Here is a 22109-nt window from a genome sequence, read left to right on the forward strand (position 1 = left end):
ACTATTGTCCAAGCCGCTATTGACCACGCCATTGGGCATGGCATAACGAATCGTGTTTTTCGAGGCTGAGTAAAATACGCGCCAGTACCAGATCGGCACCCCCCTGTTCACCACTTAAGCCAATTAATGCTTCAAAATGCAGTTCTGGCTCCAGTTCTGCCTGGATCAGTTCGACCCAGTCGGCCGCTGGTGGCACCAGATCAACATAAGCACGGCTTTCATAATGTTGTTGGTACAACTGATAATCTTCGGCAGATAAATTTTCGGACGCCAGCTCTTCAAAAATGCTGAATGCGTGGTCGCACAGCTCGTCCATGGTCCACAGTTCTAATTCAGATAATTGTGTTGGCGAATCGCCGGGTGAGTCAAGTGACATAAAAGCCTCGTGGCTGAAGGAAAACCGCAGTATAACAATAACTGCGGTTGGGTCTCCAGTACCCATCATCCTTGAAGATTCGGGGTTGTTGTCTTCAGTCGCTCGCTGAAGCGTCAGTCCGACCCAGTCACATAGGACTACTATGCTCCGGGCCGGGCTGGCGCTCCAGTCTCGTTCCTTCGTAGCCTACCCGAATCTTCAATGATTTTGGGTATAGAAAGTCACGCCTGCTGCGCAGTCACCATAGCTTTAGGCTTATCCTGGTAACGTCGGTTGTACCAAACAATAAAACCAACACCAACCACTGACGGCAACAACCAGCTGACCAGTTGTCCATTCGCCGACAACCCCAGTAAATTACGGCCACCAAAGGCGGCGAAAGCAGTGTAAATCGCAATGGCTGAAGCCAGCATATTGCCGATATGTTCGCGCAGCACCATCATTTTGCTGACTTCGGCGCGGAAAATAAACTGTAAGGCCCCGACAGCAGATGCCATGGCAATCAGGCTAAAGACGATAAACAATGGCTGCGAACGAGCAATCCCCAACCACAACACATAAGCGCCCCACGGCACTAACGTCGTTATGGCCAGCAAATGCAGCGGCTGTTTTAGCAAACTGCGTTCAACCCCTGCTTTGAGCACCTGCACCGCCTGGCGAATAGACACCCAGCTCAATAAACTGAGTAACCCCAAAAAGTGCCAGAACGCCCGGATATTCTCGGCCAGCAGCACTGGGTCAACGCCGTGTTTTAACATTTTGGCTTTAAAATACAACGGCGCCACAATCACCAGCGCACAGCTAACAATGCCCGACATCGACACGCCATAGAGTAAATACGCATAATAACGTCCACTTTGCCGATGGATCGGGCTCCCCTTTTTCGCCAGCATTGGCAGCCAGAACAACGCCAGTGCCAGACTGCCCGCGACAATATGTGCCCAAACTAACCATTGATGGATCAATAACATGAGATTCTCCCGGTCAAGCTGACCAGCATTAAAGTACCGTCAGATTAAGCGGCAATCAAAGTGCGCTGTAGTGCCGGAAGTCATATTCGTCACAATGACTTACGGCCTATTGCCGCGCAGAGAGTGAGACGGCATACTTCGCAGAACTTCAGCAGATGGTCTTTGCCAGAATGGAAATTGTGTTAAAACATCAGGGCAGAGCCCAAGATCCGGAGCGCCGCTCCTGGTTTGCCAAAGAAAACTGGGCCGCCATTATTACCTGGGCTGCTTTTAGTTATATTCAGGTCACTGCCGTAATCAGAAATGATGGCATGGCAAGCTGGCAAACGGCAGTGATTGCGCTGAGTATGCTGCTGTTTATCGTGCTGTTTTTAAAGTCACAATCTGATTTAACCCGCCGCCAGCAATGGCTGCAACTGGGCTCAATGTGGCTGATCCTGGCACTGAATTCTGCTTTGGTCAGCGATGGTTTTACGCCGGGTCTGGCGGTACTGTGGGTGGCACTACTGCCGTGGTTTGTACCGGAGCGCTGGTTGTACTGGATGGTGGTTCCGGCTTTGGCACCGCATGCGCTGGTTTCGTTATTGGATCAGCCGCATATCGGCGACTTTATCATGCTGCTGACCTGCGGCACCTTTCAGTTTTTTGCCATTTTTGCCATGAGTAAAGCGCGCTCGGAATCATTGGCCCGGGAAGCTCTGGCGTTGACCCATCAGCAATTATTGGATGCACAGGGCAAACTAGCCGAACAAGCTGCCGACACCGAACGGCTACGCATCGCCCGAGATTTACATGACAGCTTAGGTCATCACCTGACAGCGTTGGTGATCCAGCTGCAAGTGGCGGAATATCAAGCTGATGCGGCGCACCAACCGCAGTTACAACACTGCCACCAATTAGCAAAACAGCTGCTGCAGGATATCCGGCACAGTGTGTCGCAATTGCGTGAGCCGCAAAAACCACATCTGGCCAGTCAGTGCCGTGCTTTAGCACAGAATTTCCCGCAGTTAAAACTACAGTGTCAGATCAGTGCCGATCTGGCGATTGATCCACTGTCAACGGCCTTGTTATTCCGGGTTTGTCAGGAAGCCCTCACCAACAGTATTCGCCATGCCGGCGCCACTGAAGCCTCAGTTGAAGTATGGCGGCATCGTTCAACCATTCATTTACGCTTTCAGGATAACGGTCAATGTCCACAGTGGCCGCTGCTGGAAGGTAATGGTTTACAGGGGATGCGCGAGCGCATTGAAGAAGCCGGTGGCAAATTGTTGCTCAGCCGTCCAGAGCAATCGCTGCAGATTGATGTTGAATTAACGGAGGCCACAGCATGATCCGCATCGCAGTAATTGACGACCAAACGTTAGTGCGTCAGGGCATTGTCAGCTTGCTTAGTTTGGCCGCAGATTTAACAGTGGTAGTGCAAGCGGCCAATGGTGCCGGTATTGTTGAACTGGTGCAACAGCATCAGGTCGATGTAATACTGATGGATATCCAGATGCCGCAAGTCAGCGGTATTGATGCGCTGCATTTACTCAATCAGGCACACCTTAAAGTGCCGGTGATTATCCTGACCACCTTCGATGATAACGACCGGGTGCTACAAGCCATGCAAGCTGGCGCCCGTGGTTATTTACTAAAAGATGTGGCGCTGGAATTGCTGGTCGATGCGATTCATACCGTGCACCGTGGTGGCAGCTTGTTGCAACCAGCCATTACCGATAAAATTCTGGCGTCGTTTTTACAACGAAAAACCGATGAGCCGTCAGCCGAAGATCAGCATGCCGAAGCTTTATCCGGCAAAGAGCTGGAAATACTGCGGTTGCTCGCCACTGGTTTTAGCAACCGCGAAATTGCCGCAGCGGTGTTTAAATCAGAAGGCACGGTGAAAAATCAGGTGTCGGCGATTTTAGGTAAACTCGGCGTGCGGGATCGCACCAAAGCCGTGCTCAAAGCCATTGATTTGGGGTTGCTGGGTTAACCCGCCAAGATCGCGGTATTGTTGCTGCCGCTTAATTTAACGCTGAATTAATTTAATTTCTTTTGGAAACCTTATGTCACAACTACTCAGTCTGGTCAGCATTCTGGTCGATGACTACGACCATGCAATTGAATTTTACACACAAAAACTTGGTTTTGACCTGAAAGAAGATACCCCGCAAGGTGACAAACGCTGGGTGGTGGTGGCACCGCATGGCAGTCACGAAAGTGCCATTCTGCTTGCAAAAGCCAGTAAACCGGAGCAACAGGCGCTTGTCGGCGGCCAGGGCGCTGGCCGGGTTTGGTTATTTCTACAAACCGATGATTTCTGGAAAGATTATCAACGCATGCTCGACGCTGGCGTGCAATTTCTGGAGCAACCACGCGCAGAAAGTTACGCCACTGTGGTGGTTTTTCAGGATCTGTATGGCAACAAATGGGATCTGTTGCAAAGAACATATACCCAAAATCATTAAAGATTTCGGGTAGGCGGCAAGTGAGCGAATCTGGAACGCCAGCCCGGCCCGGAGCATAGTTGTCATATGTGACTGGGTCGGACTGGCGCTCCAGTGAGCTAAAGCGGCCAACAACCCCGAATCGTTAAGGATGACGGGTATAATCACACAATCTTCACACTTAGCATCCATACTGACACATAATTGTAGTGATATTGACTACACTTGAGCTGCGGCTGGTGGATTTTGCCAGCGAAAAAACGACTTTTTCCGCGTTTTACTCCGCGCCTTTACACACAGTCAGAAGGGATCTGCAATGCCACATCAAACCATATTACTGGAAGTCAGCCACTGTTTTGAGTTTGATGCCGGAATTGTGTTTGATTGTTGGCTGGATGAACACCGCGCCGGCCGCTGGATGTTCGCCACACCAACGGGCAAGTTGCAGCAAATCGACATCGACGCCAGAGTCGGCGGTCGTTACAAAATGATCGAACATCGCAATGGCGTTGATGTGCTGCACACCGGCGAATACCATTTGATCGACCGGCCACAACAATTATTATTTAGCTTTAGTACCGAAAGCGACTCACCGGAGCCGGATCTGGTCAGGATCCTGATCACACCAATGCCCTTTGGCTGCGAACTGACGTTACGGCATCAGATGTCCGCACAGTGGCAACCACATCAACAAAAAATTGTTGAAGGCTGGACCAACGTGCTGGTTGGCTTGTCGGCGGAGCTAAATCGTAGCGGCGGTGCCAATAGTCTGGATTAGCCATTCGCGTAGTTCAGGGTATAATCGCTGGCCTTCATTCTCCATGGATTTGTTATGTACCGCTGCCCGCTTTGTCAGCTTGCGCTTGTAAGCTCCCCTTCCGGCTATCAATGTGCCAATCGCCATCAGTTTGATCGGGCAAAAGAGGGGTATGTCAATTTGCTGCCGGTCCAACAGAAAAAGTCCTTGGATCCGGGTGACAGCGCCGACATGATCCAGGCCAGGCGCAATTTCCTGGAAGCTGGTTTTTATCAGCCGTTGTCAGATGCAGTAAATGACATGCTGGCAAGGGTATTGGAGCAAACAGCAGCGCCAACCTTGCTGGATATCGGTTGTGGCGAAGGTTATTACAGCCAGCGTTTACAGAATTTTATTCAAACTCAGCAAGTTGTGGATTTAAATGGGCCTGCACCAGCAGTATCTTTATACGGCATCGATATTTCCAAAGCTGCCATCAAAGCGGCGGCGAAAAAGTACCGGCAACTGCAGTTTGCGGTCGCCAGCAGCTACCATTTACCCTTTGCTGATCAGAGTTTTGCTGCGTTACTACGAATTTATGCGCCGTCACAAAGCAGTGAGCTGGCAAGAGTCTGTAAAGCAGGTGGCTGGTTATGCACCGTCACCCCTGCCCCAGAGCATTTAATTGAATTAAAACAAAAAATCTATCAAGAGCCGCGATTACATCGTGCTGAAATCGCTGAAGAAGCAGGTTTTAACCATCAGCAGCGACAACAGTTAAGCTGGAACTGGCAGCCACAATCGGCAACCCAGCTTGAACAACTGCTACAAATGATCCCGTTGGGCTATCGCTTAATTGCTGAAGTACGGCAGCAACTTATCGTTGAACTGCCGGCCATCACGCTGGATTTTTATCTGGATCTATACCAGCGCCAATAAGCAACAAGACAAAACATCACAAAGCCAGAGCAGCTTTAAGGCGCTGATTGTTCCCAATCCTCAGCCGACCACAATGCTAATTGACTGTCGTCAACGACGGGAAGCTGCATCGGCACCAACCAAGGTGCCGATTCATCCAGCTCATCTGGTGTAAACAACGGTTCCAGCTGCTGTGCCACTTTGCGTACTTTCTTTTTGCGTTTAGCCGGCGGTGTGACCTGGGGCTGGGTATCGAGCATTGTCGCCCAGAAATAACTGGAAAGCTCTGCCACCAGATTGCTTTGTGCATTCAGCAATACCACTAATCCCAGGCCTTTCTCGCTGGAATACGAAAGGTCGGTCCGATAACCGCGCACCAACCCGCCGTGGTAATAAAGTTTATGTTTACCAAACTGATAAATACGCGTACCCAGCCCATAATGCGCCTGGGTAACATAAGGACCGAAGGTGCGGCCGGACAAATTGTCTGACGTTTTCACCCGCGGTTTATGAATATCCTGCAGCACCGCCGGTGATTGCACCGTTGGCTGATGACCAAGCCTGGCGATCAGCCACTTGCCCATATCCATGGCACTGGCATTCACCCCTGCTGCCGGATTCACCCGATAATAGGTAGGGACCACTTTGGCTTCGCCCCAGCCACTGCGAATTTTTACGTGCGGCATGGCGCGGTTTTTACTGGCGAGGAACGCTGAATAGCCCACTGACGCATTATGCATTTGCAGTGGTTTAAAAATACGTTGTTCGATCAGCCGCTCATAAGGCGTGTTGGTGGTTTTCAACAGTACAGTTTCAATTAAACTGAACAACACATTTTGATAGCCATAACATTTGCCCGGCTGGCAGCGCGGGTTGATATTGCCGAATTTCGGTAGAATTTGTGCCGGTGTCATATTGGCTTCAATTAAATCATCAAACGCATTCGGGCTGACGCCTGAGTTTTGTGCCAGCAAGTGTTCAATCTTTAATTGCGAGGTCATATTTGGGCTACGAAATTTAAAACCCGGCACATATTTGGTGACTTTATCCTGAAAGCTGAAACGGCCTTCATGGGCGACCTGAGCGGCCAAACCACCGGCGAAGGTTTTAGAAACTGATGCCAACCGGAATACAGTGTTGGCGTCAATTTTGGCCTTGGCACTGCGGGAACGGACGCCATAAGCGCCAACCCGGACAATTTTGTCATCTTTTACAATGACGTAAACGCCACCTGGGATTTTATTTTTTGCCATCTTCCGACTGAATTCCTGGTGGAATTCATTGGCAAATTCATTGATTGATGGCGCAGCGGCGGCCGAAGCCGACCACCACAAAAGACTCGCCAACATTGTTAATCTGAGCATTTTACCTTCCGGGATCCCAACATTTGGGGCAACGTCTTCAAGAAATGCAGCACAAGCCTGCTGAATCGACGTATTAATCCGGAGCGATATAATTTCACGAAGCCGGATCAGTTATTGCCACTAACATCTGTGGGATCAATCTGTTAATTAAATCGGCTTTTGCCGCCGCCGAAACCAATTCCGGCTGCCAGTCACCCGTGGCATAGGGTGCCAATGCCGGGCCTGCGCTATAACAAAAGGCCTCAAACCATTGGCCATTTGCCTCGACCCGTACTCGCGTTTTGACATAATGCCCGGAGTCCAGATCTTCAAAAAAATCTAATTTTGCGACCGAAGCCGCATCAACATCTAACAACAACTGGCCCGACTGACGATAACCGCATTGCTCCAGCAACACCGGTACCGCAGTTTCAAGCGGACTTTGCGACAATCCAAATCGGCGGTAGCCAGGTAACACTGCCGGTATCATGTCAAAGTGATGACCGGTAATTGCTGTGACTATCTCAGGAAAGGTCAATAAACCGTAGACAAAAATATGCATTGGTTCAGAAGGTTCCGCCACTTCATACTCCTTCAGCGCTGTCGCGCCACGTCAGGAACAGTCGTAAGTCCAGTTCCAGTTGATGATACTGGGGTTCCATGTACTGGCACAATTGATAAAACGCTTTGTTGTGATCTTTTTCCCGCAAATGCGCTAGTTCATGCACCACCACCATCTGCAGTATTGGCAATGGCAGTTGTTTTAACAAGCTGGCGACACGGATTTCATTTTTACTTTTCAGTTTGCCGCCCTGCACCCGGCTAACCTGGGTATGGGTGCCCAGTGCATTGTTGATGACATGAATTTTTGGATCAAACTGTACTTTGCTGATCGGATCGCTGCTTTTCATAAACTGCTGTTTCAAATTCAGCGTTAACTCGTACAAAGCTTTATCGGTTTGAATCGCGTGTTGCTGTTCTGGGTAGCGTTTTTGCAAGGTACTGCCCAGTTTGCCTTGCTGCAATAATTGCGAAACTTGTTGCTGAATAGAATCGGGGTAGGAACGCAGGTAAATCAATTCTTGCATGGCGGATCGTTTTTCCGGGCTGAACTATCAAACGGTGTTCAGTTTACCGGTATCCGCCATCCAACAACAGCATTTTACGGTGCACAGGCCGGTGGTTGGTCGCTACGCTGCAGAGCCAGAATTTGTCCTTCTGCCCCGGTCGTTATCTGTAACCAATCACTTTGCTGTAATTGTTGCCACTGCGGCTCAGTCCAATGTTGTTGTAATTTAAATTGTGCCAGCCACTCGCTGGTCAGCTGTAACTGCATTTGCTGACAAACATCCAAATGCCAGCCGTCTTCACTGAACTGCCGCGAGACAATCAACTGCCGTCGTATCTGACTGTTTTTACTGGCTTGAAGATAATCCTGATACTTTTGTGTATAAAGCGCCTGACGTTGCCCGGAACTGTTATTCGGTGTATCGGGTGGCGTTGCTGGCGTTTGCTGCGGTGTGAATTGGTGCACCTGCACCGGATATACGTCATTACTCTGACTGATTTGATAATAACTTTGTTCTTGCTGCAGCAACTGCCAGCCGATGCCAAGCGCCAGCACTGCCGTAAGCGCCTGAATATTCCGCCAGCTAAAGAGTTGCAATATCCCAAGCATCATCCGCTGCCAGCCAAATGTTGGTTGGGAAGTTGCGGCGATCTGTGCTGCCAGCTGTTTTTTAACTGCCACTGGCAGACCGTTTTGCTGCCGCGATTGCCGATACCATTGCTGTAACTGTTGCTCCAGCTCTTCGTCCGAACGCTTCATGGCTTGTCCTCCATTAAACTGACCAATCTAGTTCTGGCATGGCGCAACCGACTTTTGACGGTTTCGGTGTTACTGTTTGAAATTAAAGCGATTTCTGCCAGTGAAAAGCCTTCTAGCTGCAGTAACAATGATTCTTGCTGTAACACCGGCAATTGTTGGATCGCCGATTCAAGTTGCTGTTGTTGTTGCATCTGCGATAGTTGTTGCTCAGCTGAGTTCGGTTCGGCCTCTGAAAATAACGTTGTTTCGGTAATGTCAGAAATTTCCGAAAGCCCCCAGCGTTGCTGCCGGCGAAACTCATCCAGCAAAGCGTTACGCGCCAGACAAAACAACCAGGTTTTAAAGCTGCAGCCGCCCTGAAATTGCTGGCGTTGTTCGAGCAATTTCAGCCAGCTTTGCTGACTGATATCCGCTGCGAGTTCAGCATTACTTTGCCGCAGTAAAAAGAAATACAGTGCATCGGCATGCAACATAAACAGTTTCGCTAAAAGCGCCTGATCACCCGTTTGCTGATAGTCCGTCATCCACTGTTGGCTCTGTGCTTTGGCTAAGCCTAATCGACCACTGATTTGTTTCCATCCCATAGACGCCTCCGGCATAACAGGTACAACTGATACAACAAGCCGAGTCACATGACTTCGTTATTCCGCCCAGCACATCGAATCATTACTCCGCGGCATCCAGATTAAAATCCAGTTGCACTTGCAAGCCACTGCGAGCTGCTGCAGCACCATCCAGCGTTGATGGCTGATATTTCCAGCGTTTTAACGCACGGATCGCTTCTTGTTCAAACACCCGCTGTGGTTTCGCTGCAATCACTTCAATATCAGTCACTGCACCGGTAGCGTCAACACTAAACCGCAGCTGCACCCAACCTTCGATGCCATCTCGTGCCGCAACCACCGGATATTTTGGATTGATCCGGACTATCGGCGATGGCTCACTATTGGGCTGTTGCTGTAGAACCGGCAACCCGGTGCCGGTGTTGATCTGGATTTCTGGCATCGGCCCCTCAGTTGGCAACAATTCGCCTGCACTAGGTTCGGATAACACTGTTGTTTTTGGCGCAGCGGTGACCTTGGGTGGCGGCGGCTGCAATTTTGGTTTTGTCTCAGCCGGGCGCTCTTTTTTTGGATCAGCCCAGGCTACATCAATAACGGTCGTTGGCCTTGTTGACTGATAGGGTTCAGATGTCACTAAAGTCGCCATCAATTGAAACAACGCCAAAGTTATCACTGTAGCCGTGCAGGCTGCTGCGGCAAAACGAGGTTGAAAAAATTGCGGCAAGCTGTTTGCTGCTGTCATGTTTGCTGGAGTCATGTTTACTGCTGTCATGTTTACTGCTGTCATAGTACAGATCCTTTCCTTCAAGTAAGAGTCTGACCTTTGACGTTTGAGCTTAAAAAAAGGGGCAATAATTTTTCTATTTTTTTGCCTCTCGCTATTCATTTAACTGAAATCCAGCAAAAATGCTCCATTACCGTGAACCACAACCACGAACCCAGTTAAGCACGGTACGGGCATTTTTATTTGCCCGGCGCTGCATCCGCGTTTATGGTATCGCCACCAACACAAAGACATTCACAGAGTGTCTGTTCAGGGAATTGTCAGATGAAAAAAATTATCAAGCAGTTGATCAAAGTCGGCAGTATCGCCGGTTTGTTATGTAGCACCCAGGCGCTGGCTAACCATTATCAATTGTTTTTAGTGCGTCACGCCGAAAAAGCCGCCACTTCGGCCGACCCAGAGTTATCCGAATGCGGAAAACTTCAGGCCCAAGCCTTAGCAACATTGTTAAAAGAGCTGCCATTGCCCCAGATTTATCACACCCCTTATCAGCGAACAACCATGACAGCCCAGGCGCTGTTGCAGCCTGGCCGTGCTTTGCAGTCTTATGATCCAGCCAAATTAGCCGAATTTTCCAAGCAGTTGCAGCAACAGCAACAATCCGCCGTTGTGGTTGGTCACAGCAATACCACACCGCAGCTTGCTGCTTTATTGTCAGGAAAAGACATCGCCCCGCTGTCAGAACTGACATATGGCGTGATTTATCAGCTTAGCTTCAATAACAGCCAGTTACAGTCAATCAATCAGCTGCAATTGCCACAACCAGAAGCCTGTCTGAAAAAATAATGCTGTGGACTGCTGCCTTTGCTGTTTCACGTATCCTTACAGCCACAATGAAAAAACCGTCCGGTGATGCGCCATAAAGTTGCAACTGCCGGCGGTGCGCCAATTTTTTTATCGCTGTGCATTAAATTGGCGCAGATCAGACTTTGGCAGCAAGCCTGTCGCACTTTTATAGACAAGGTGCCAAGCAAATTAATCAATGGCAGGAGGAGAAAGTTCTAGTAAACAGAGGACTTCAGCATGGGTGGTATGTGGAAACAAATCAAACAATTGTACTTTTCGAAGTTGATATTCCGTAAGCAAGGCTAAATCGGTACTTAAGGTTTGCGGGTTGCAACTGGAATAGAGTAACCAACCAGGTTTAAGCCTTGCAACCGTGGCGCATAATTCCGGACCTAACCCTCGTCTTGGCGGATTGACGACTAATAAATCCGGTCGATGCTGCTGGGCTTTGGCAAAAGCAGCTGCATCCAGTGCCTGAAAATGAAAATTATCCAGACCAAGCTTGGTTGCAGACAGGCTGGCACAGGCGATGGCAGAATCAGAGATTTCGATACCGGTCAGCGCCCGGCCCGGCGCCGCCAGATGCAAGGCAAAACCGCCAACGCCACAAAACAAATCCCAAATTTGCACCAAAGGTAAATCTGCTGTCCATTCTCTGGCCGTCTGATACAACTTTGCCGCCAATACCGGGTTGGTCTGGAAGAAACTTTGCGGCTGAATATACATCGGTACATCGTTCAGCATTTCCGGCAACATACCTTGACTGGTCAGCAGGATTTCAACGTCGCCTTCAAGCACGGCTTTATGCTCAGGCTGCAGATTGACCGAGCAAACCCAAAGCTGTGGCCATTGTTGCAACAAGGACGGCAAGTGCTTGCGCATCGCCGCCACGCAATTTTGCGATCGCATCACAAAACGTAGCATCCACTGACCGGTGGCACTACTTCGGGTGAGCAGCACAAACTTGAGCTCACCTTTCTTTGTTTCGACATTATAAGGTTGTAATCTGGCCCGCCGGATAAAAGCGCTGATATGCGCAAATGCGTCGCGAAATTCTTTGGGATAAAGCGGACAACCGGTTAAATCTATCGATTGTTGCTGATGATTCACAATCCCAAGCACCGGTTCGTCAGCTGTGCCCATCACCACCATTTTAGCTTTATTGCGAAAATGCATTTCAGCACTTGGCTCGGGCGGTAGCACCACGGCACCTTGCACCGATGGAAGTAATCTCAGCAATTGCTGCTGTTTCTCATCAAGCTGCGCGCTGTAGGGAGTAGCAAGAAACTGACAGGAGCGGCATTGATCGACAGCAAAGTATTGACACAGCATCGGATATCCAGATTTGTAATAGCTACGCTTAGATTCTAGCAAATAGCGATGTCCCGGCGTAAGAGTTCCGCGAGGTTGGCCTCATCAGCATGTCCTGTAAGCATACGCTGCCGCCTGAAACAACAAAGCCCCACACTTTCGTGCGGGGCTTTGTTCATGTATATGGCGGAGAGAGAGGGATTCGAACCCTCGTTAGGGATTAACCTAAACACACTTTCCAGGCGTGCGCCTTCAGCCGCTCAGCCATCTCTCCGGAACTTGCTTGCGCAAGCGCGGCTATACTAGGTAAATTCACCGCACCGCGCAACAACAAATTGCAATAACCAGGCTTTTCGCTGCTATTTTCAGCAAAGCCGCCATTTTTACAATTAAGCGTTACCTTTGACCGCGACTCTATTGGTTTTGGCGAAACTTAACATCCGATCCAGCGGCAGTAACGCCTTCTCACGCATTGCGTCGTCGACAAAAATTTCGTGGCCGCTGGCATCCGTTAACGCCTCTTCAATCGCCTTCAGGCCATTCATCGCCATCCAAGGGCAATGTGCACAGCTACGGCAAGTTGCGCCGTTACCGCCGGTTGGAGCTTCGATAAAGGTCTTGTCAGGCATCGCCTGTTGCATCTTATAGAAAATGCCTTTGTCGGTGGCCACAATAAAGGTATCGTTAGGCATCGTCTGACTGGCTTTGATCAACTGGCTGGTCGAACCGACCGCATCAGCTAAATCAACAACCGCAGCCGGAGACTCCGGGTGCACCAACACTGCGGCATTTGGATACTGCTTTTTAAGCTCAACCAACGCATTGGCTTTAAATTCATCGTGCACAATACAAGCGCCTTGCCACAACAACATATCGGCACCGGTCTGCTTTTGCACGTAAGCACCTAAGTGTTTGTCAGGCCCCCATAAAATCTTCTTGCCTTCACTGTCCAGATGCTCAATCACATCCAGCGCAATCGATGATGTCACCACCCAGTCGGCACGAGCCTTTACTGCTGCTGAAGTATTGGCATAGACCACCACAACGCGGTCAGGATGAGCGTCACAGAACGCGGAAAATTCAGCTGCCGGGCAACCTAAATCCAGCGAACAGGTTGCGTCCAGCGTTGGCATTAGCACAGTTTTTTCTGGAGTAAGGATTTTTGCGGTTTCGCCCATAAATTTCACACCGGCGACAATCAGCGTCTTTGCGGCGTGCTGATTACCAAAACGGGCCATTTCGAGCGAATCAGATACGCAGCCACCGGTTTCCTCAGCTAACGCCTGGATTTCCGGATCGGTATAGTAGTGCGCAACTAAGACTGCATCTTGCTGTTTTAATAATTGTTTAATACGAATTTTATAGGCTTGTTTGTCGTCAGCGCTTAATGGCAACGGCTTTTTCGGGAAGACATACTCAAGTTCATTAAACTGCAGTGCTTGATTCATGCTGACCATCCAACAATCTAGGGGAGGCGCATTATACACGGGTTTTATGACGATAAAAACTATCGGAGGAAGTGGTGGGTCATGATGGATTTGAACCATCGACCAACGGATTAAAAGTCCGCTGCTCTACCAGCTGAGCTAATGACCCCAAACGGGATTTTGAGAAAGTGGTGGGTCATGATGGATTTGAACCATCGACCAACGGATTAAAAGTCCGCTGCTCTACCAGCTGAGCTAATGACCCAAACGAAAGGACTGAACTGGTGGGTCATGATGAATTCGAATCATCGACCAACGGATTAAAAGTCCGCTGCTCTACCAGCTGAGCTAATGACCCAGTTCAATCTATTGTTTGCGCGAAAGTGGTGGGCCATGATGAATTCGAATCATCGACCAACGGATTAAAAGTCCGCTGCTCTACCAGCTGAGCTAATGGCCCCTGTCGCGGAGGCATATCTTACTTATTTACGCGCCCAGTGCAACCAAAATCTGCCAAAAACAGTATTTTGGGCTGCTGACTGCTTAAAATGCCAGCAGAAAAAACCAAGCTGTTGCTTAATCGAACAAATATACGCTGTTATGAGGTCGAATTAACCAAGCCCGCAAGCTTTCCTAATATTGAGAATTGCGACAAATATCCAGACATACTTTGCATTTCTTAAGTGCAAGGTGACTACAACCAACCAAATGTGGTTTATAAAAAACAGGCAAAAAAAAACCACCTTGCGGCGGTTTTTTCTAAAAACAACAAATTACATTGTTTCCAGCTTTTTGCGGGCTTTTGCAGCTGGCTTTGATTTAGGGAAGCTTTTAATTAATTGATTGTAAAAGCGCTTCGCCGCAACTAAATCGTTTTGTTTTTCAGCAACCATACCGAGCTTTTCTAAAGCATCTGGTACACGTGATGAATTTGGATACTGTTTGACGACACGTTCAAAATGAGTTTTTGCTTTTGGGAAATCAGACTTTTGATAATAAAGCTGACCCAACCAATAGTGCGAATTTGACGTGTATTCTGAATTTGGGTAATTTTCGATAAAACTTTCAAATGCAGGAATTGCTGCCGCATAGTTATTATCTTTAATCACAAAGTTGATTGCTTGCTCATAAGCCTGACCTTCGCTCATCGTCGATGTCGAAGAAGCACTAGCTTGAGTAGCAGCCGCTTCCGAAGCTGCAACCTGATCGGCTGCAACTACGGCGGCGGGATTGCCCGCTGGAACAGAAGTCTGAGGCTCAACTGTTGTGGGCACATTTGACTGTACTGCCACACCTGCTGAACCTTGGCCACCTAACCGACGGTCAATTTCCTGATAGATATCACGTTGTTGCTGTAATATCTCTTCTAATTTGTGATTGTGCACTTCGGTGGTACCGCGCAATTCGCTGACTTCATCAAGTAAAGTCTGCAATTGCTGCTGCATTTCAAGCTGAGCAGATGCTCTAGCTTCCACCACACGCTCCAGTGCAGCAAGCCGTTCTTCAACAGAACCAGCCCGCGCACTGTTTTGTGCACCGAAAGTTTTATTGCTACTACGGCTTAAATCGGCGACAGGCGCCGGGTTAGCCAATACTGCAATGCTGATCAGCGATAACGCTGTAATCAGAGACTTCTTAACGTCCATGCACACTCACAAAATCAGATTAGTATACTAAAACTGCACGACGGTTTTTAGCAAACGCATCTTCAGTGTTACCAGCGTCAACTGGTTTTTCTTCGCCGTAGCTAACTACAGACAGCTGACCAGCAGCAACACCCAGGTTTGCCAGGTAGCTTTGAACTGACTGAGCACGACGCTCGCCCAGTGCAATGTTGTACTCTGGAGTACCGCGAGCGTCAGTGTGACCTTCAACAGTTACAGAGATAGTGGTGCGAGCACGCAGGAAAGCAGCGTGAGCATCCAGAACTGAAGCGAATTCAGAACGGATAGTTGACTTGTCGAAGTCGAAGTAAATAGTGTTTTGCTGACGCAGGGCTTCTAATTGCTGACGCAGTTGTTCTGCATCGCTCATACCTTGATCAACAGCTTGAACTGGCTGGTTTACTACTTCGTTAGAAGCACCGGCATCAGTGTCATTGTTAGAGCTACATGCAGCTAAAGTCAGCACTGGCACTGCTACTAACAAACCTTTTAAAACTTTATTTAAGTTCATGATTTTTCCTTAGTAAAACGATTAACCAAATTTTTGTATTTTATAAAAACGGCGACCAGGCTGGCGATTTTACCCGACCATTCACTGCTGGTAACCTAGCTTTAAAGCGACCATCCATGGACACCAGTGCCAGTACTTGTGACGAACCGTGCAAAGTACTATAAATTATCATTGAGCCGTTAGGCGCAATGCTTGGTGACTCATCCAAATAAGTGCGAGTCAGCACTTGCATTTGACGGGTAGTCCTATCCATGCGCGCAATATTATACTGACCGTTTGTCCGGTTTACCATAACAATTGCTTGCCCGTTAGGTGTAAATTTACCCGCTAAATTCTGTTCACCGTCAAAAGTAACACGAGTTGTTGCTTTTGTGTTGATATCTACAGTATAAAGTTGCGGATTTCCGCCACGTTCAGATGTAAAAAGTACCGTCTGACTATCAGGTGCCCAATTCGGTTCTGTATCAATCGCGCGATGATTCGTCAGTTTATTTAGTGATTTTGACGCAATATCCATCACGTAAATTTCAGTATTGCCATCTTTTGACAAAGTCATCGCCATTTTCCGGCCATCTGGCGACCACACTGGCGCGCTGTTAATCCCTTTAAACGATGTCAGGATACTACGGCGAGCTGTATAAACATCCTGAATATAAATCTGAGATTGTTTACGTTCAAAAGTTACATAAGCCAATTTGGTGCCATCAGGTGACCAGGTTGGCGACATTAACGGTTCTTTCGAGCGCAATAATACCTGCTCATTTTCACCATCATAATCGGCCACAACTAACTGATAACGATACTCTTGTTTATCTCTTACTAATACATAAGCTATTTTGGTCGAAAAAGCACCACGTTCGCCAGTTAATTTTTCATAGATAACATCACTGACCCGGTGGGCATATTGTCTGAATAATTTTCCGGCGATGGTAATTTCGCTGGAATGCAATATATGATTTGAGCCTGCAACCATACGACCAGCTGCATTCATCATTGGCTGACCAACACCGCCATTGGCTTTTACCACGTCGACCAGCTCATAATTAATAGTATAACGGTCAAGACCGACTTCTTTCACGGTGCCCATCACCACAGCTTCAATACCGGTTTTCGCCCAGGCAGCAGCATTAAACTGGCTGCTGTTTTGAGGCTGTTGCGGCATCCGCATAACATTTACCGGATTAAATTTACCGCTACGCATTAAGTCGGCAGCGACAATCTGGCTTATGTTTTGTGTCGGTTGATTCTGACCGACAAAAGTAAATGGAACAATTGCGATCGGCCGCGCCGAATCCACACCTTCTGTAATTACAATTTCGAGCGAGGCTTTTGCTTGTAAAGCGACCACTGCCAACGCAAAAATTGCTGTTTTTCCAATCCACTTCAATATCATTGTCATCAGGTCTCTGTTTATTTTTTAAATGGTAACGTCAATTGTCTGAATTCGGCGTTTAAATCCGGATCTTCAGGCATTGGAAAACGGCCTACCCTGTTGATTGCGTTGACTGCGGCATTACAAACACCAGCATCGCCACCTACAACATTCATATTAATTACAAACCCATTGCTAGCCAGACTCAGCGAAATGACACACTCTTTACCGTTCATTGTGTCATCAGTAAACCAGTTTTGGCGAACACGTTCAACAATCATGGCAACATGTCGCTGCTTTTCAGTTAGCTGTTGCCCTTGTCGTGCCGCCCGGCGTGCCTCGTCAGCTTCTTCAGCCAACTCGTCTTCCATCAACTGTTCTTCAGCCTGGCGCTCTAGTTCCTGCTGCCGCTTTTTATCTTCAGCTTTCTTTTTCTTTAATTCGTCGGCTTTTTTCTTTTTAAGCTCATCCGCTTTTTTCTTCTTTAACTCGTCAGCTTTTTTCTTTTTAGCCAATTCGTCTTTCTTTTTCTTTTCTTGTTTGGCTTTGTCGTCAGCCTTTTTCTTCTCTAATTCTTTCTTCTTTTCAGTTTCTTTTTTCTTTTTCAGCGCGACATCTGCTTCACGCTTCTTTTTCACTTCCGCTTCTTTTTCAGCCTGAAGTTTTTTTACTTCTTCCTGCTTTTTCTGAAGATCTTCTTTTGGTTCTTCCTTTTCAGGTGGCTCTTTCACCGGTTCTTCTTTTTTCGGCTCAGGTTTTTTCTTGGTGGCTTTTTCCGCTTCTTTTAACTCTGGATTTTCAACCACACTGGCCATCAATGGGGCATTGCTGGCCGAGTATAGCGGAACAATAATAACTTCATTGTCGTCAAAGAAACTGAAATTGACTAACATCGCTACAATCAGCAGTACATGCGCACCACCGGATAATTGCAGCGCTTTTTTAAACGCTGGATCCATTTATTTGGACTCCACGTCTTCTGTCATCAGACCAACCGCCGGCGCTCCGGCTTCTTTTAATAAATTTAGCAATAAGATGATGGACTCATAAGTCACCCGCCCATCCCCTTTAATGATCACCTGGGTACCGGGTTCAATGGTCAGCGAATCAGTGACTTCCGCCTGTAATTGCTCGGCATTAAACGGGCCTTTATTGACGCCGTCTTTTTCAAAATAATACAAACCTGCTTCGTCGACGGTCGCTACGATCGGCGTTTTACCGTCTTTGACTTGCTCAATCGGTTCAGCTTTAGATTTAGGCAACTCGACTTTAACACCCTGAGTAATGATCGGCGTGGTCACCATAAAGATAATTAACAGTACCAACATAACGTCGATATAAGGTACGACGTTAATTTCAGCGACCATCCGGCGTTTTTTGCGCACGTACATTATTGACCGTCTCCACCGCTAACTGCCTGACGATGCAGAATATTCGAAAACTCTTCGACAAAGTTGGCATAAGCATTTTCGAGTTGTTCAACCCGGTGCGAAAATCTGTTGTAGGCAATAACAGCTGGAATAGCTGCGAATAAACCAATAGCGGTGGCGATCAGAGCTTCAGCAATACCAGGTGCAACCATTGCAAGAGTGGCTTGTTGCACCGCGCCCAGTGCAATAAATGAGGTCATGATGCCCCAGACGGTGCCGAACAAGCCGATGTATGGGCTAATTGACCCAACAGTTGCCAGAAAAGGTAAATGCATTTCAAGACGTTCAACTTCACGCGACAGGCACACGCGCATTGCTCTTTGGGTGCCTTCCATTACAGCGCTTGGCTGACGGGCGTTGGTTTTGTGCAGGCGTGCGAATTCTTTAAAACCGGCTTTAAATAATGATTCCATGCCGTTGACATTGGCACGGGCGCTGACTTCATTGTACAGCTTAGATAAATCAACACCGGACCAAAAGCGGTCCTCAAATTTGCGGGTATCTTCTGTAGCTTCTTTTAAGGCTTTACTGCGCTGAATAATCATTGCCCATGAAACGATGGATGCGGCGCTGAGGATGAGCATCACGCACATCACCGGAATACTGGCGCCAAGAATAAGGTGTAAAATTGAAAGTTGACCAGTCACCTGCACGTACCTCTGAAAAAAGCTGAAATAAAACTACCGATTTGGGCGCTATGATATTGGAGCAGGCTGACTAACTCAACAGCGCAACATCGGCAATTGCAAAAATAGTTCCAAATGTGCGCGGATCTGGTGCCAAACCCTATGAATGGAGACCTGCACTTGGTAAAAGTTCACTTTTTACGATGAATCCCCGAGATTCAACGATAAAGAGTCAAAAGCCGCACTTGCGCATGTTAATCATGAAAAAAATAATCTCAAATATTCATGATATGTTCATCTTACCAAGCTAAGAGCCTTTAGAATATTGACCTGCATTATGGCATCACTTGATATTCACTAATCATGCATTAATATTCGCATTACTTTTTTTAATGAATTTAGTCAATTTTTCTCGTTTGAAGTAAATAGTCTAATTACCTAGAATGCCTCCGTGTTCTGAGCTAGCGCAACGGTGTGACCCGAGGGTGTTTCACTGTAGTAAAGATCACAGATTAGTTGGATTTGTCTTCGGATTGAATCGGGCTAGTCAAACATGTTCCCTGGATTTTTGAAGTTCTACTTCAACTTGTTGCATTCGCCCGCTGCTTAAGCGGGCTTTTTTTTGCCTGTAATAAACTGAAATACAACAAAAAGGCAGCATTAGCTGCCATTCAAATTCACAGATGTTGTTGTTTACTCAGCTTTGGCGGCAGGTAAATCAAAACCAAAGTGTTTATAAGCATGAGGCGAGGCAATCCGCCCTCTTGGCGTACGCTGAATAAAACCTTGTTGGATCAAAAACGGTTCAATCACATCTTCGATGGTATCTTTTTCTTCACCGATTGCGGCTGCCAGATTATCGAGACCAACAGGGCCCCCCATAAATTTTTCGATAATGGTCAGCAATAACTTGCGATCCATATAATCAAAACCCTGCGCATCCACATCTACCATCAACAACGCCTGATTGGCGACGTCCATCGACACTTCGCCATTGGATTTGACCTGGGCATAATCGCGCACCCGACGCAACAACCGATTCGCGATCCGTGGTGTACCACGAGAACGGCGGGCAATTTCTGTCGCAGCTGGTAATTCAAGTTGTAAATTGAGGAAATGAGCGGAACGCAGAATGATTTGCGCCAATTCTTCTACTTTATAGAATTCCAGCCGCTGCACGATGCCAAACCGATCACGCAATGGCGACGTTAAGGCTCCAGCGCGTGTAGTCGCACCAACTAAGGTAAATGGTGGTAAATCAAGTTTAATTGAACGCGCAGCCGGGCCTTCGCCAATCATGATATCCAGCTGATAGTCTTCCATCGCCGGATACAGGATTTCTTCAACGACCGGACTAAGCCTATGTATTTCATCAATAAAAAGTACATCATTAGGTTCCAGATTGGTCAAAAGCGCGGCTAAATCACCGGCTTTTTCCAGTACAGGCCCAGACGTTTGTTTGATATTGACGCCCATTTCATTGGCCACAATCATCGCCAACGTGGTTTTACCCAGACCAGGCGGACCGAAGATCAATAAATGATCCAGCGGCTCACCCCGCCCCCGCGCGGCTTCAATAAAAATAGCCATTTGCTCGCGGACATGAGTCTGCCCGGTGTAATCGGCCAATGATTTTGGCCGGATCGCCCTGTCGATCACTTCATCTTCACGGCTGGCGCCGGGGGCAATTAAACGATCCGCTTCAATCATGGGCTACTCTCTGGAGTCGATGCTCTGAAAACTAAATGCTAAACACTATCAGGCTGGTGCTGCCAAGCCATCTCTTGATTAAATCGTCGATTAAATTACTGATTAAATCATTGATTTTAATGAAGCTTTAATAAGCTGCTCGCTGGTTAAGCCAGCATGATACACCTTTTTTACTGCCAAAGCGGCTTGCGCCTGGCTATATCCAAGCGAAACCAATGCACTGGTTGCATCGGCTTGCGGGCTTTCTTTCAGCTGAAAGCTCTCCACTTCGTCATCACCTAACACCAAATGATCAGTAACAGGCGTGGCGATAGAAAGACCCCAGTCTTTTAATCGGTCACGCATTTCAACTAACAACCGCTCGGCAGTTTTTTTACCAACACCAGGTAACTTCACCAAGGTACTGATGTCGTCGTGTTGCACACAACGCACAAACTGACTGGCCGTTAAACCGGATAAAATCGTCAGCGCCATTTTCGGGCCAATGCCGTTGGCCTTTATCAGTTGACGAAACAAACTGCGTTCAGTTGGATTGGCAAAACCATAGAGTAATTGTGCATCTTCGCGCACGACAAAATGGGTATAGAGAGTAGTTTCCTGACCGACTGCCGGTAAAGTATAAAAACTAGTCAGCGGTAATTGCACTTCATAACCCACCCCACCTACTTCAATCAGCAGATCTGGTGCTTGTTTTTCGGCAATAATGCCACGGAGTCGACCTATCATTGTTTTATTACCTGCATATTCATGCGAATTAGTTGCATTTGGGTTGTCATGGTGCAGCAGTTCAAACCAGCATTACCTTAAACGGCCACGCACAGTTTTACTGGCCTGCCCGGCCATGCTGATCAAACTTTGTTGGGTATGACCATGACACAAAGCAACGGCCAATGCATCCGCGGCATCAGCCTGCGGGTTGGCCTGTAGTTTCAGCAAGGTACGCACCATATGCTGCACCTGTGCTTTATCTGCAGCGCCGGTGCCGACCACCGATTGCTTCACCTGACGGGCAGAATATTCGTACACGTTCAGCCCACCGACTTTTGCCGCAACGATCGCCGCGCCTCGCGCCTGACCGAGCTTCAGCGCTGAATCAGGATTGCGCGCCATAAATACTTGCTCAATCGCAAATACCGTTGGCTGCGTTTGCTCGATGATCTGACTGATGCCATCAAAAATTTGCTTCAGTCGGTCCGGCATTTCGCCAAGGGTCATCCGGATACAGCCGCTAGCGACATATTCAAACTTCGAACCCTGCTGGCGGATCACACCATAACCGGTTAGCCGGCTACCTGGGTCAATACCAAGAATAATGTTCAAC

25 protein-coding genes and 5 tRNA genes are annotated in these 22109 nt (G+C 48.0%); 6 read left to right on the top strand and 24 right to left on the bottom strand.

Annotated elements, in window-relative coordinates; genetic code table 11:
• Nucleotides 1-16: 16 nt before the first annotated feature.
• Nucleotides 17-376 (bottom strand): DUF440 family protein, encoded by a 360-nt coding sequence (locus A5320_RS10755; protein WP_068064933.1) that lies wholly within the window; start codon nucleotides 374-376, stop codon nucleotides 17-19.
• 221 nt (nucleotides 377-597) lie between these two features.
• Nucleotides 598-1347 (bottom strand): hypothetical protein, encoded by a 750-nt coding sequence (locus tag A5320_RS10760; protein WP_068064187.1) that lies wholly within the window; start codon nucleotides 1345-1347, stop codon nucleotides 598-600.
• Between the two features lie 170 nt (nucleotides 1348-1517).
• Here A5320_RS10760 and A5320_RS10765 point away from each other — a divergent pair, with 170 nt between their 5' ends.
• From A5320_RS10765 to rlmA, 5 genes are all read left to right on the top strand, one after another.
• Nucleotides 1518-2678 (top strand): sensor histidine kinase, encoded by a 1161-nt coding sequence (locus A5320_RS10765; protein ID WP_068064189.1) that lies wholly within the window; start codon nucleotides 1518-1520, stop codon nucleotides 2676-2678.
• On the top strand, nucleotides 2675-3325 hold the full coding sequence (locus A5320_RS10770; RefSeq protein ID WP_068064191.1) for a response regulator: 651 nt from the start codon (nucleotides 2675-2677) through the stop codon (nucleotides 3323-3325). The genes A5320_RS10765 and A5320_RS10770 overlap by 4 nt, the downstream gene beginning before the upstream one ends.
• Before the next feature lie 73 nt (nucleotides 3326-3398).
• Nucleotides 3399-3800, top strand: coding sequence for a VOC family protein (locus A5320_RS10775; protein ID WP_068064193.1), 402 nt, complete (start codon nucleotides 3399-3401; stop codon nucleotides 3798-3800).
• A 295-nt stretch (nucleotides 3801-4095) separates the two neighbouring features.
• Nucleotides 4096-4557, top strand: coding sequence for an SRPBCC family protein (locus A5320_RS10780; RefSeq protein WP_068064195.1), 462 nt, complete (start codon nucleotides 4096-4098; stop codon nucleotides 4555-4557).
• A gap of 54 nt (nucleotides 4558-4611) precedes the next feature.
• Nucleotides 4612-5454, top strand: coding sequence for a 23S rRNA (guanine(745)-N(1))-methyltransferase (gene rlmA, locus A5320_RS10785; protein ID WP_068064197.1), 843 nt, complete (start codon nucleotides 4612-4614; stop codon nucleotides 5452-5454).
• Between the two features lie 35 nt (nucleotides 5455-5489).
• Here rlmA and A5320_RS10790 read toward each other — a convergent pair whose 3' ends face one another.
• The 6 genes from A5320_RS10790 to A5320_RS10815 form a co-directional block, all read right to left on the bottom strand.
• Nucleotides 5490-6797, bottom strand: coding sequence for a serine hydrolase domain-containing protein (locus tag A5320_RS10790; RefSeq protein ID WP_068064199.1), 1308 nt, complete (start codon nucleotides 6795-6797; stop codon nucleotides 5490-5492).
• Nucleotides 6798-6891: 94 nt separating this feature from the next.
• The gene (locus A5320_RS10795; protein ID WP_068064201.1) at nucleotides 6892-7359 is read right to left on the bottom strand and encodes a gamma-glutamylcyclotransferase family protein; all 468 of its coding nucleotides are present in this window, start codon (nucleotides 7357-7359) and stop codon (nucleotides 6892-6894) included.
• A 1-nt stretch (nucleotide 7360) separates the two neighbouring features.
• Nucleotides 7361-7864 carry a M48 metallopeptidase family protein gene (locus A5320_RS10800; protein ID WP_068064203.1) on the bottom strand — a complete coding sequence of 168 codons (504 nt, stop codon included), beginning with the start codon at nucleotides 7862-7864 and terminating at the stop codon, nucleotides 7361-7363.
• A 74-nt stretch (nucleotides 7865-7938) separates the two neighbouring features.
• Entirely contained in the window at nucleotides 7939-8604 is a 666-nt protein-coding gene (locus A5320_RS10805; RefSeq protein WP_068064205.1) for a hypothetical protein, read from the bottom strand.
• Nucleotides 8601-9188 (bottom strand): RNA polymerase sigma factor, encoded by a 588-nt coding sequence (locus tag A5320_RS10810; protein ID WP_197490066.1) that lies wholly within the window; start codon nucleotides 9186-9188, stop codon nucleotides 8601-8603. Before A5320_RS10810 ends, A5320_RS10805 begins: the two co-directional genes overlap by 4 nt.
• 82 nt (nucleotides 9189-9270) lie before the next feature.
• Entirely contained in the window at nucleotides 9271-9924 is a 654-nt protein-coding gene (locus A5320_RS10815; RefSeq protein WP_197490067.1) for an energy transducer TonB, read from the bottom strand.
• 291 nt (nucleotides 9925-10215) lie between these two features.
• On the opposite strand from A5320_RS10815, the gene A5320_RS10820 reads away from it, so the two are divergent.
• Nucleotides 10216-10737: a SixA phosphatase family protein gene (locus tag A5320_RS10820; RefSeq protein ID WP_068064207.1), complete on the top strand. Its 522-nt coding sequence runs from the start codon at nucleotides 10216-10218 to the stop codon at nucleotides 10735-10737.
• Between the two features lie 189 nt (nucleotides 10738-10926).
• On the opposite strand, the gene rlmC is transcribed toward A5320_RS10820, so the two are convergent.
• The 16 genes from rlmC to ruvC all read right to left on the bottom strand — a co-directional run bounded on the left by rlmC (nucleotide 10927) and on the right by ruvC (nucleotide 22108).
• Entirely contained in the window at nucleotides 10927-12069 is a 1143-nt protein-coding gene (rlmC, locus tag A5320_RS10825) for a 23S rRNA (uracil(747)-C(5))-methyltransferase RlmC (protein WP_068064210.1), read from the bottom strand.
• A 163-nt stretch (nucleotides 12070-12232) separates the two neighbouring features.
• Nucleotides 12233-12322 (bottom strand) — tRNA-Ser (locus A5320_RS10830).
• A gap of 115 nt (nucleotides 12323-12437) precedes the next feature.
• Complete coding sequence (gene nadA, locus A5320_RS10835) at nucleotides 12438-13496, bottom strand: quinolinate synthase NadA (RefSeq protein WP_068064212.1); 1059 nt, start codon at nucleotides 13494-13496, stop codon at nucleotides 12438-12440.
• A gap of 72 nt (nucleotides 13497-13568) precedes the next feature.
• Nucleotides 13569-13644: transfer RNA gene (locus A5320_RS10840), tRNA-Lys, on the bottom strand.
• Nucleotides 13645-13664: 20 nt separating this feature from the next.
• Nucleotides 13665-13740, bottom strand: a tRNA-Lys gene (locus A5320_RS10845).
• A gap of 17 nt (nucleotides 13741-13757) precedes the next feature.
• Nucleotides 13758-13833: transfer RNA gene (locus A5320_RS10850), tRNA-Lys, on the bottom strand.
• A gap of 26 nt (nucleotides 13834-13859) precedes the next feature.
• Nucleotides 13860-13935, bottom strand: a tRNA-Lys gene (locus tag A5320_RS10855).
• Between the two features lie 313 nt (nucleotides 13936-14248).
• Nucleotides 14249-15121: a tol-pal system protein YbgF gene (ybgF, locus tag A5320_RS10860; RefSeq protein WP_068064214.1), complete on the bottom strand. Its 873-nt coding sequence runs from the start codon at nucleotides 15119-15121 to the stop codon at nucleotides 14249-14251.
• Nucleotides 15122-15140: 19 nt separating this feature from the next.
• Nucleotides 15141-15650 (bottom strand): peptidoglycan-associated lipoprotein Pal, encoded by a 510-nt coding sequence (gene pal, locus A5320_RS10865; protein WP_068064216.1) that lies wholly within the window; start codon nucleotides 15648-15650, stop codon nucleotides 15141-15143.
• Nucleotides 15651-15690: 40 nt separating this feature from the next.
• Nucleotides 15691-17049, bottom strand: a complete 1359-nt coding sequence (gene tolB / locus A5320_RS10870) for a Tol-Pal system beta propeller repeat protein TolB (protein WP_231916715.1) — start codon at nucleotides 17047-17049, stop codon at nucleotides 15691-15693.
• 11 nt (nucleotides 17050-17060) lie between these two features.
• Nucleotides 17061-17981, bottom strand: a complete 921-nt coding sequence (tolA, locus tag A5320_RS10875) for a cell envelope integrity protein TolA (protein WP_068064218.1) — start codon at nucleotides 17979-17981, stop codon at nucleotides 17061-17063.
• On the bottom strand, nucleotides 17982-18413 hold the full coding sequence (gene tolR / locus A5320_RS10880) for a protein TolR (RefSeq protein ID WP_068064226.1): 432 nt from the start codon (nucleotides 18411-18413) through the stop codon (nucleotides 17982-17984).
• Entirely contained in the window at nucleotides 18413-19099 is a 687-nt protein-coding gene (tolQ, locus tag A5320_RS10885) for a protein TolQ (RefSeq protein ID WP_068064228.1), read from the bottom strand. Before tolQ ends, tolR begins: the two co-directional genes overlap by 1 nt.
• Before the next feature lie 672 nt (nucleotides 19100-19771).
• Entirely contained in the window at nucleotides 19772-20788 is a 1017-nt protein-coding gene (gene ruvB / locus A5320_RS10890) for a Holliday junction branch migration DNA helicase RuvB (protein WP_068064230.1), read from the bottom strand.
• 102 nt (nucleotides 20789-20890) lie between these two features.
• Entirely contained in the window at nucleotides 20891-21514 is a 624-nt protein-coding gene (gene ruvA / locus A5320_RS10895; RefSeq protein WP_068064233.1) for a Holliday junction branch migration protein RuvA, read from the bottom strand.
• A gap of 72 nt (nucleotides 21515-21586) precedes the next feature.
• Nucleotides 21587-22108 carry a crossover junction endodeoxyribonuclease RuvC gene (ruvC, locus tag A5320_RS10900; RefSeq protein ID WP_068064235.1) on the bottom strand — a complete coding sequence of 174 codons (522 nt, stop codon included), beginning with the start codon at nucleotides 22106-22108 and terminating at the stop codon, nucleotides 21587-21589.
• Nucleotide 22109: the final 1 nt, after the last annotated feature.

Source organism: Rheinheimera sp. SA_1, assembly GCF_001669775.1.
GTDB lineage: Bacteria > Pseudomonadota > Gammaproteobacteria > Enterobacterales > Alteromonadaceae > Pararheinheimera.

Excerpts from the sequence above, each read along its gene's own strand:
- A5320_RS10780 (WP_068064195.1), top strand. The coding sequence starts at position 4,096 with ATGCCACATCAAACCATATTACTGGAAGTCAGCCACTGTTTTGAGTTT.
- ruvB (WP_068064230.1), bottom strand. The coding sequence starts at position 20,788 with ATGATTGAAGCGGATCGTTTAATTGCCCCCGGCGCCAGCCGTGAAGAT.
- A5320_RS10805 (WP_068064205.1), bottom strand. The coding sequence starts at position 8,604 with ATGAAGCGTTCGGACGAAGAGCTGGAGCAACAGTTACAGCAATGGTAT.
- ybgF (WP_068064214.1), bottom strand. The coding sequence starts at position 15,121 with ATGGACGTTAAGAAGTCTCTGATTACAGCGTTATCGCTGATCAGCATT.
- A5320_RS10790 (WP_068064199.1), bottom strand. The coding sequence starts at position 6,797 with ATGCTCAGATTAACAATGTTGGCGAGTCTTTTGTGGTGGTCGGCTTCG.
- A5320_RS10810 (WP_197490066.1), bottom strand. The coding sequence starts at position 9,188 with ATGGGATGGAAACAAATCAGTGGTCGATTAGGCTTAGCCAAAGCACAG.
- nadA (WP_068064212.1), bottom strand. The coding sequence starts at position 13,496 with ATGAATCAAGCACTGCAGTTTAATGAACTTGAGTATGTCTTCCCGAAA.
- A5320_RS10755 (WP_068064933.1), bottom strand. The coding sequence starts at position 376 with ATGTCACTTGACTCACCCGGCGATTCGCCAACACAATTATCTGAATTA.
- A5320_RS10820 (WP_068064207.1), top strand. The coding sequence starts at position 10,216 with ATGAAAAAAATTATCAAGCAGTTGATCAAAGTCGGCAGTATCGCCGGT.
- A5320_RS10760 (WP_068064187.1), bottom strand. The coding sequence starts at position 1,347 with ATGTTATTGATCCATCAATGGTTAGTTTGGGCACATATTGTCGCGGGC.
- A5320_RS10770 (WP_068064191.1), top strand. The coding sequence starts at position 2,675 with ATGATCCGCATCGCAGTAATTGACGACCAAACGTTAGTGCGTCAGGGC.
- rlmA (WP_068064197.1), top strand. The coding sequence starts at position 4,612 with ATGTACCGCTGCCCGCTTTGTCAGCTTGCGCTTGTAAGCTCCCCTTCC.
- A5320_RS10765 (WP_068064189.1), top strand. The coding sequence starts at position 1,518 with ATGGAAATTGTGTTAAAACATCAGGGCAGAGCCCAAGATCCGGAGCGC.
- A5320_RS10775 (WP_068064193.1), top strand. The coding sequence starts at position 3,399 with ATGTCACAACTACTCAGTCTGGTCAGCATTCTGGTCGATGACTACGAC.
- ruvA (WP_068064233.1), bottom strand. The coding sequence starts at position 21,514 with ATGATAGGTCGACTCCGTGGCATTATTGCCGAAAAACAAGCACCAGAT.
- A5320_RS10815 (WP_197490067.1), bottom strand. The coding sequence starts at position 9,924 with ATGACTCCAGCAAACATGACAGCAGCAAACAGCTTGCCGCAATTTTTT.
- A5320_RS10800 (WP_068064203.1), bottom strand. The coding sequence starts at position 7,864 with ATGCAAGAATTGATTTACCTGCGTTCCTACCCCGATTCTATTCAGCAA.
- tolA (WP_068064218.1), bottom strand. The coding sequence starts at position 17,981 with ATGGATCCAGCGTTTAAAAAAGCGCTGCAATTATCCGGTGGTGCGCAT.
- tolB (WP_231916715.1), bottom strand. The coding sequence starts at position 17,049 with ATGACAATGATATTGAAGTGGATTGGAAAAACAGCAATTTTTGCGTTG.
- pal (WP_068064216.1), bottom strand. The coding sequence starts at position 15,650 with ATGAACTTAAATAAAGTTTTAAAAGGTTTGTTAGTAGCAGTGCCAGTG.
- rlmC (WP_068064210.1), bottom strand. The coding sequence starts at position 12,069 with ATGCTGTGTCAATACTTTGCTGTCGATCAATGCCGCTCCTGTCAGTTT.
- tolR (WP_068064226.1), bottom strand. The coding sequence starts at position 18,413 with ATGTACGTGCGCAAAAAACGCCGGATGGTCGCTGAAATTAACGTCGTA.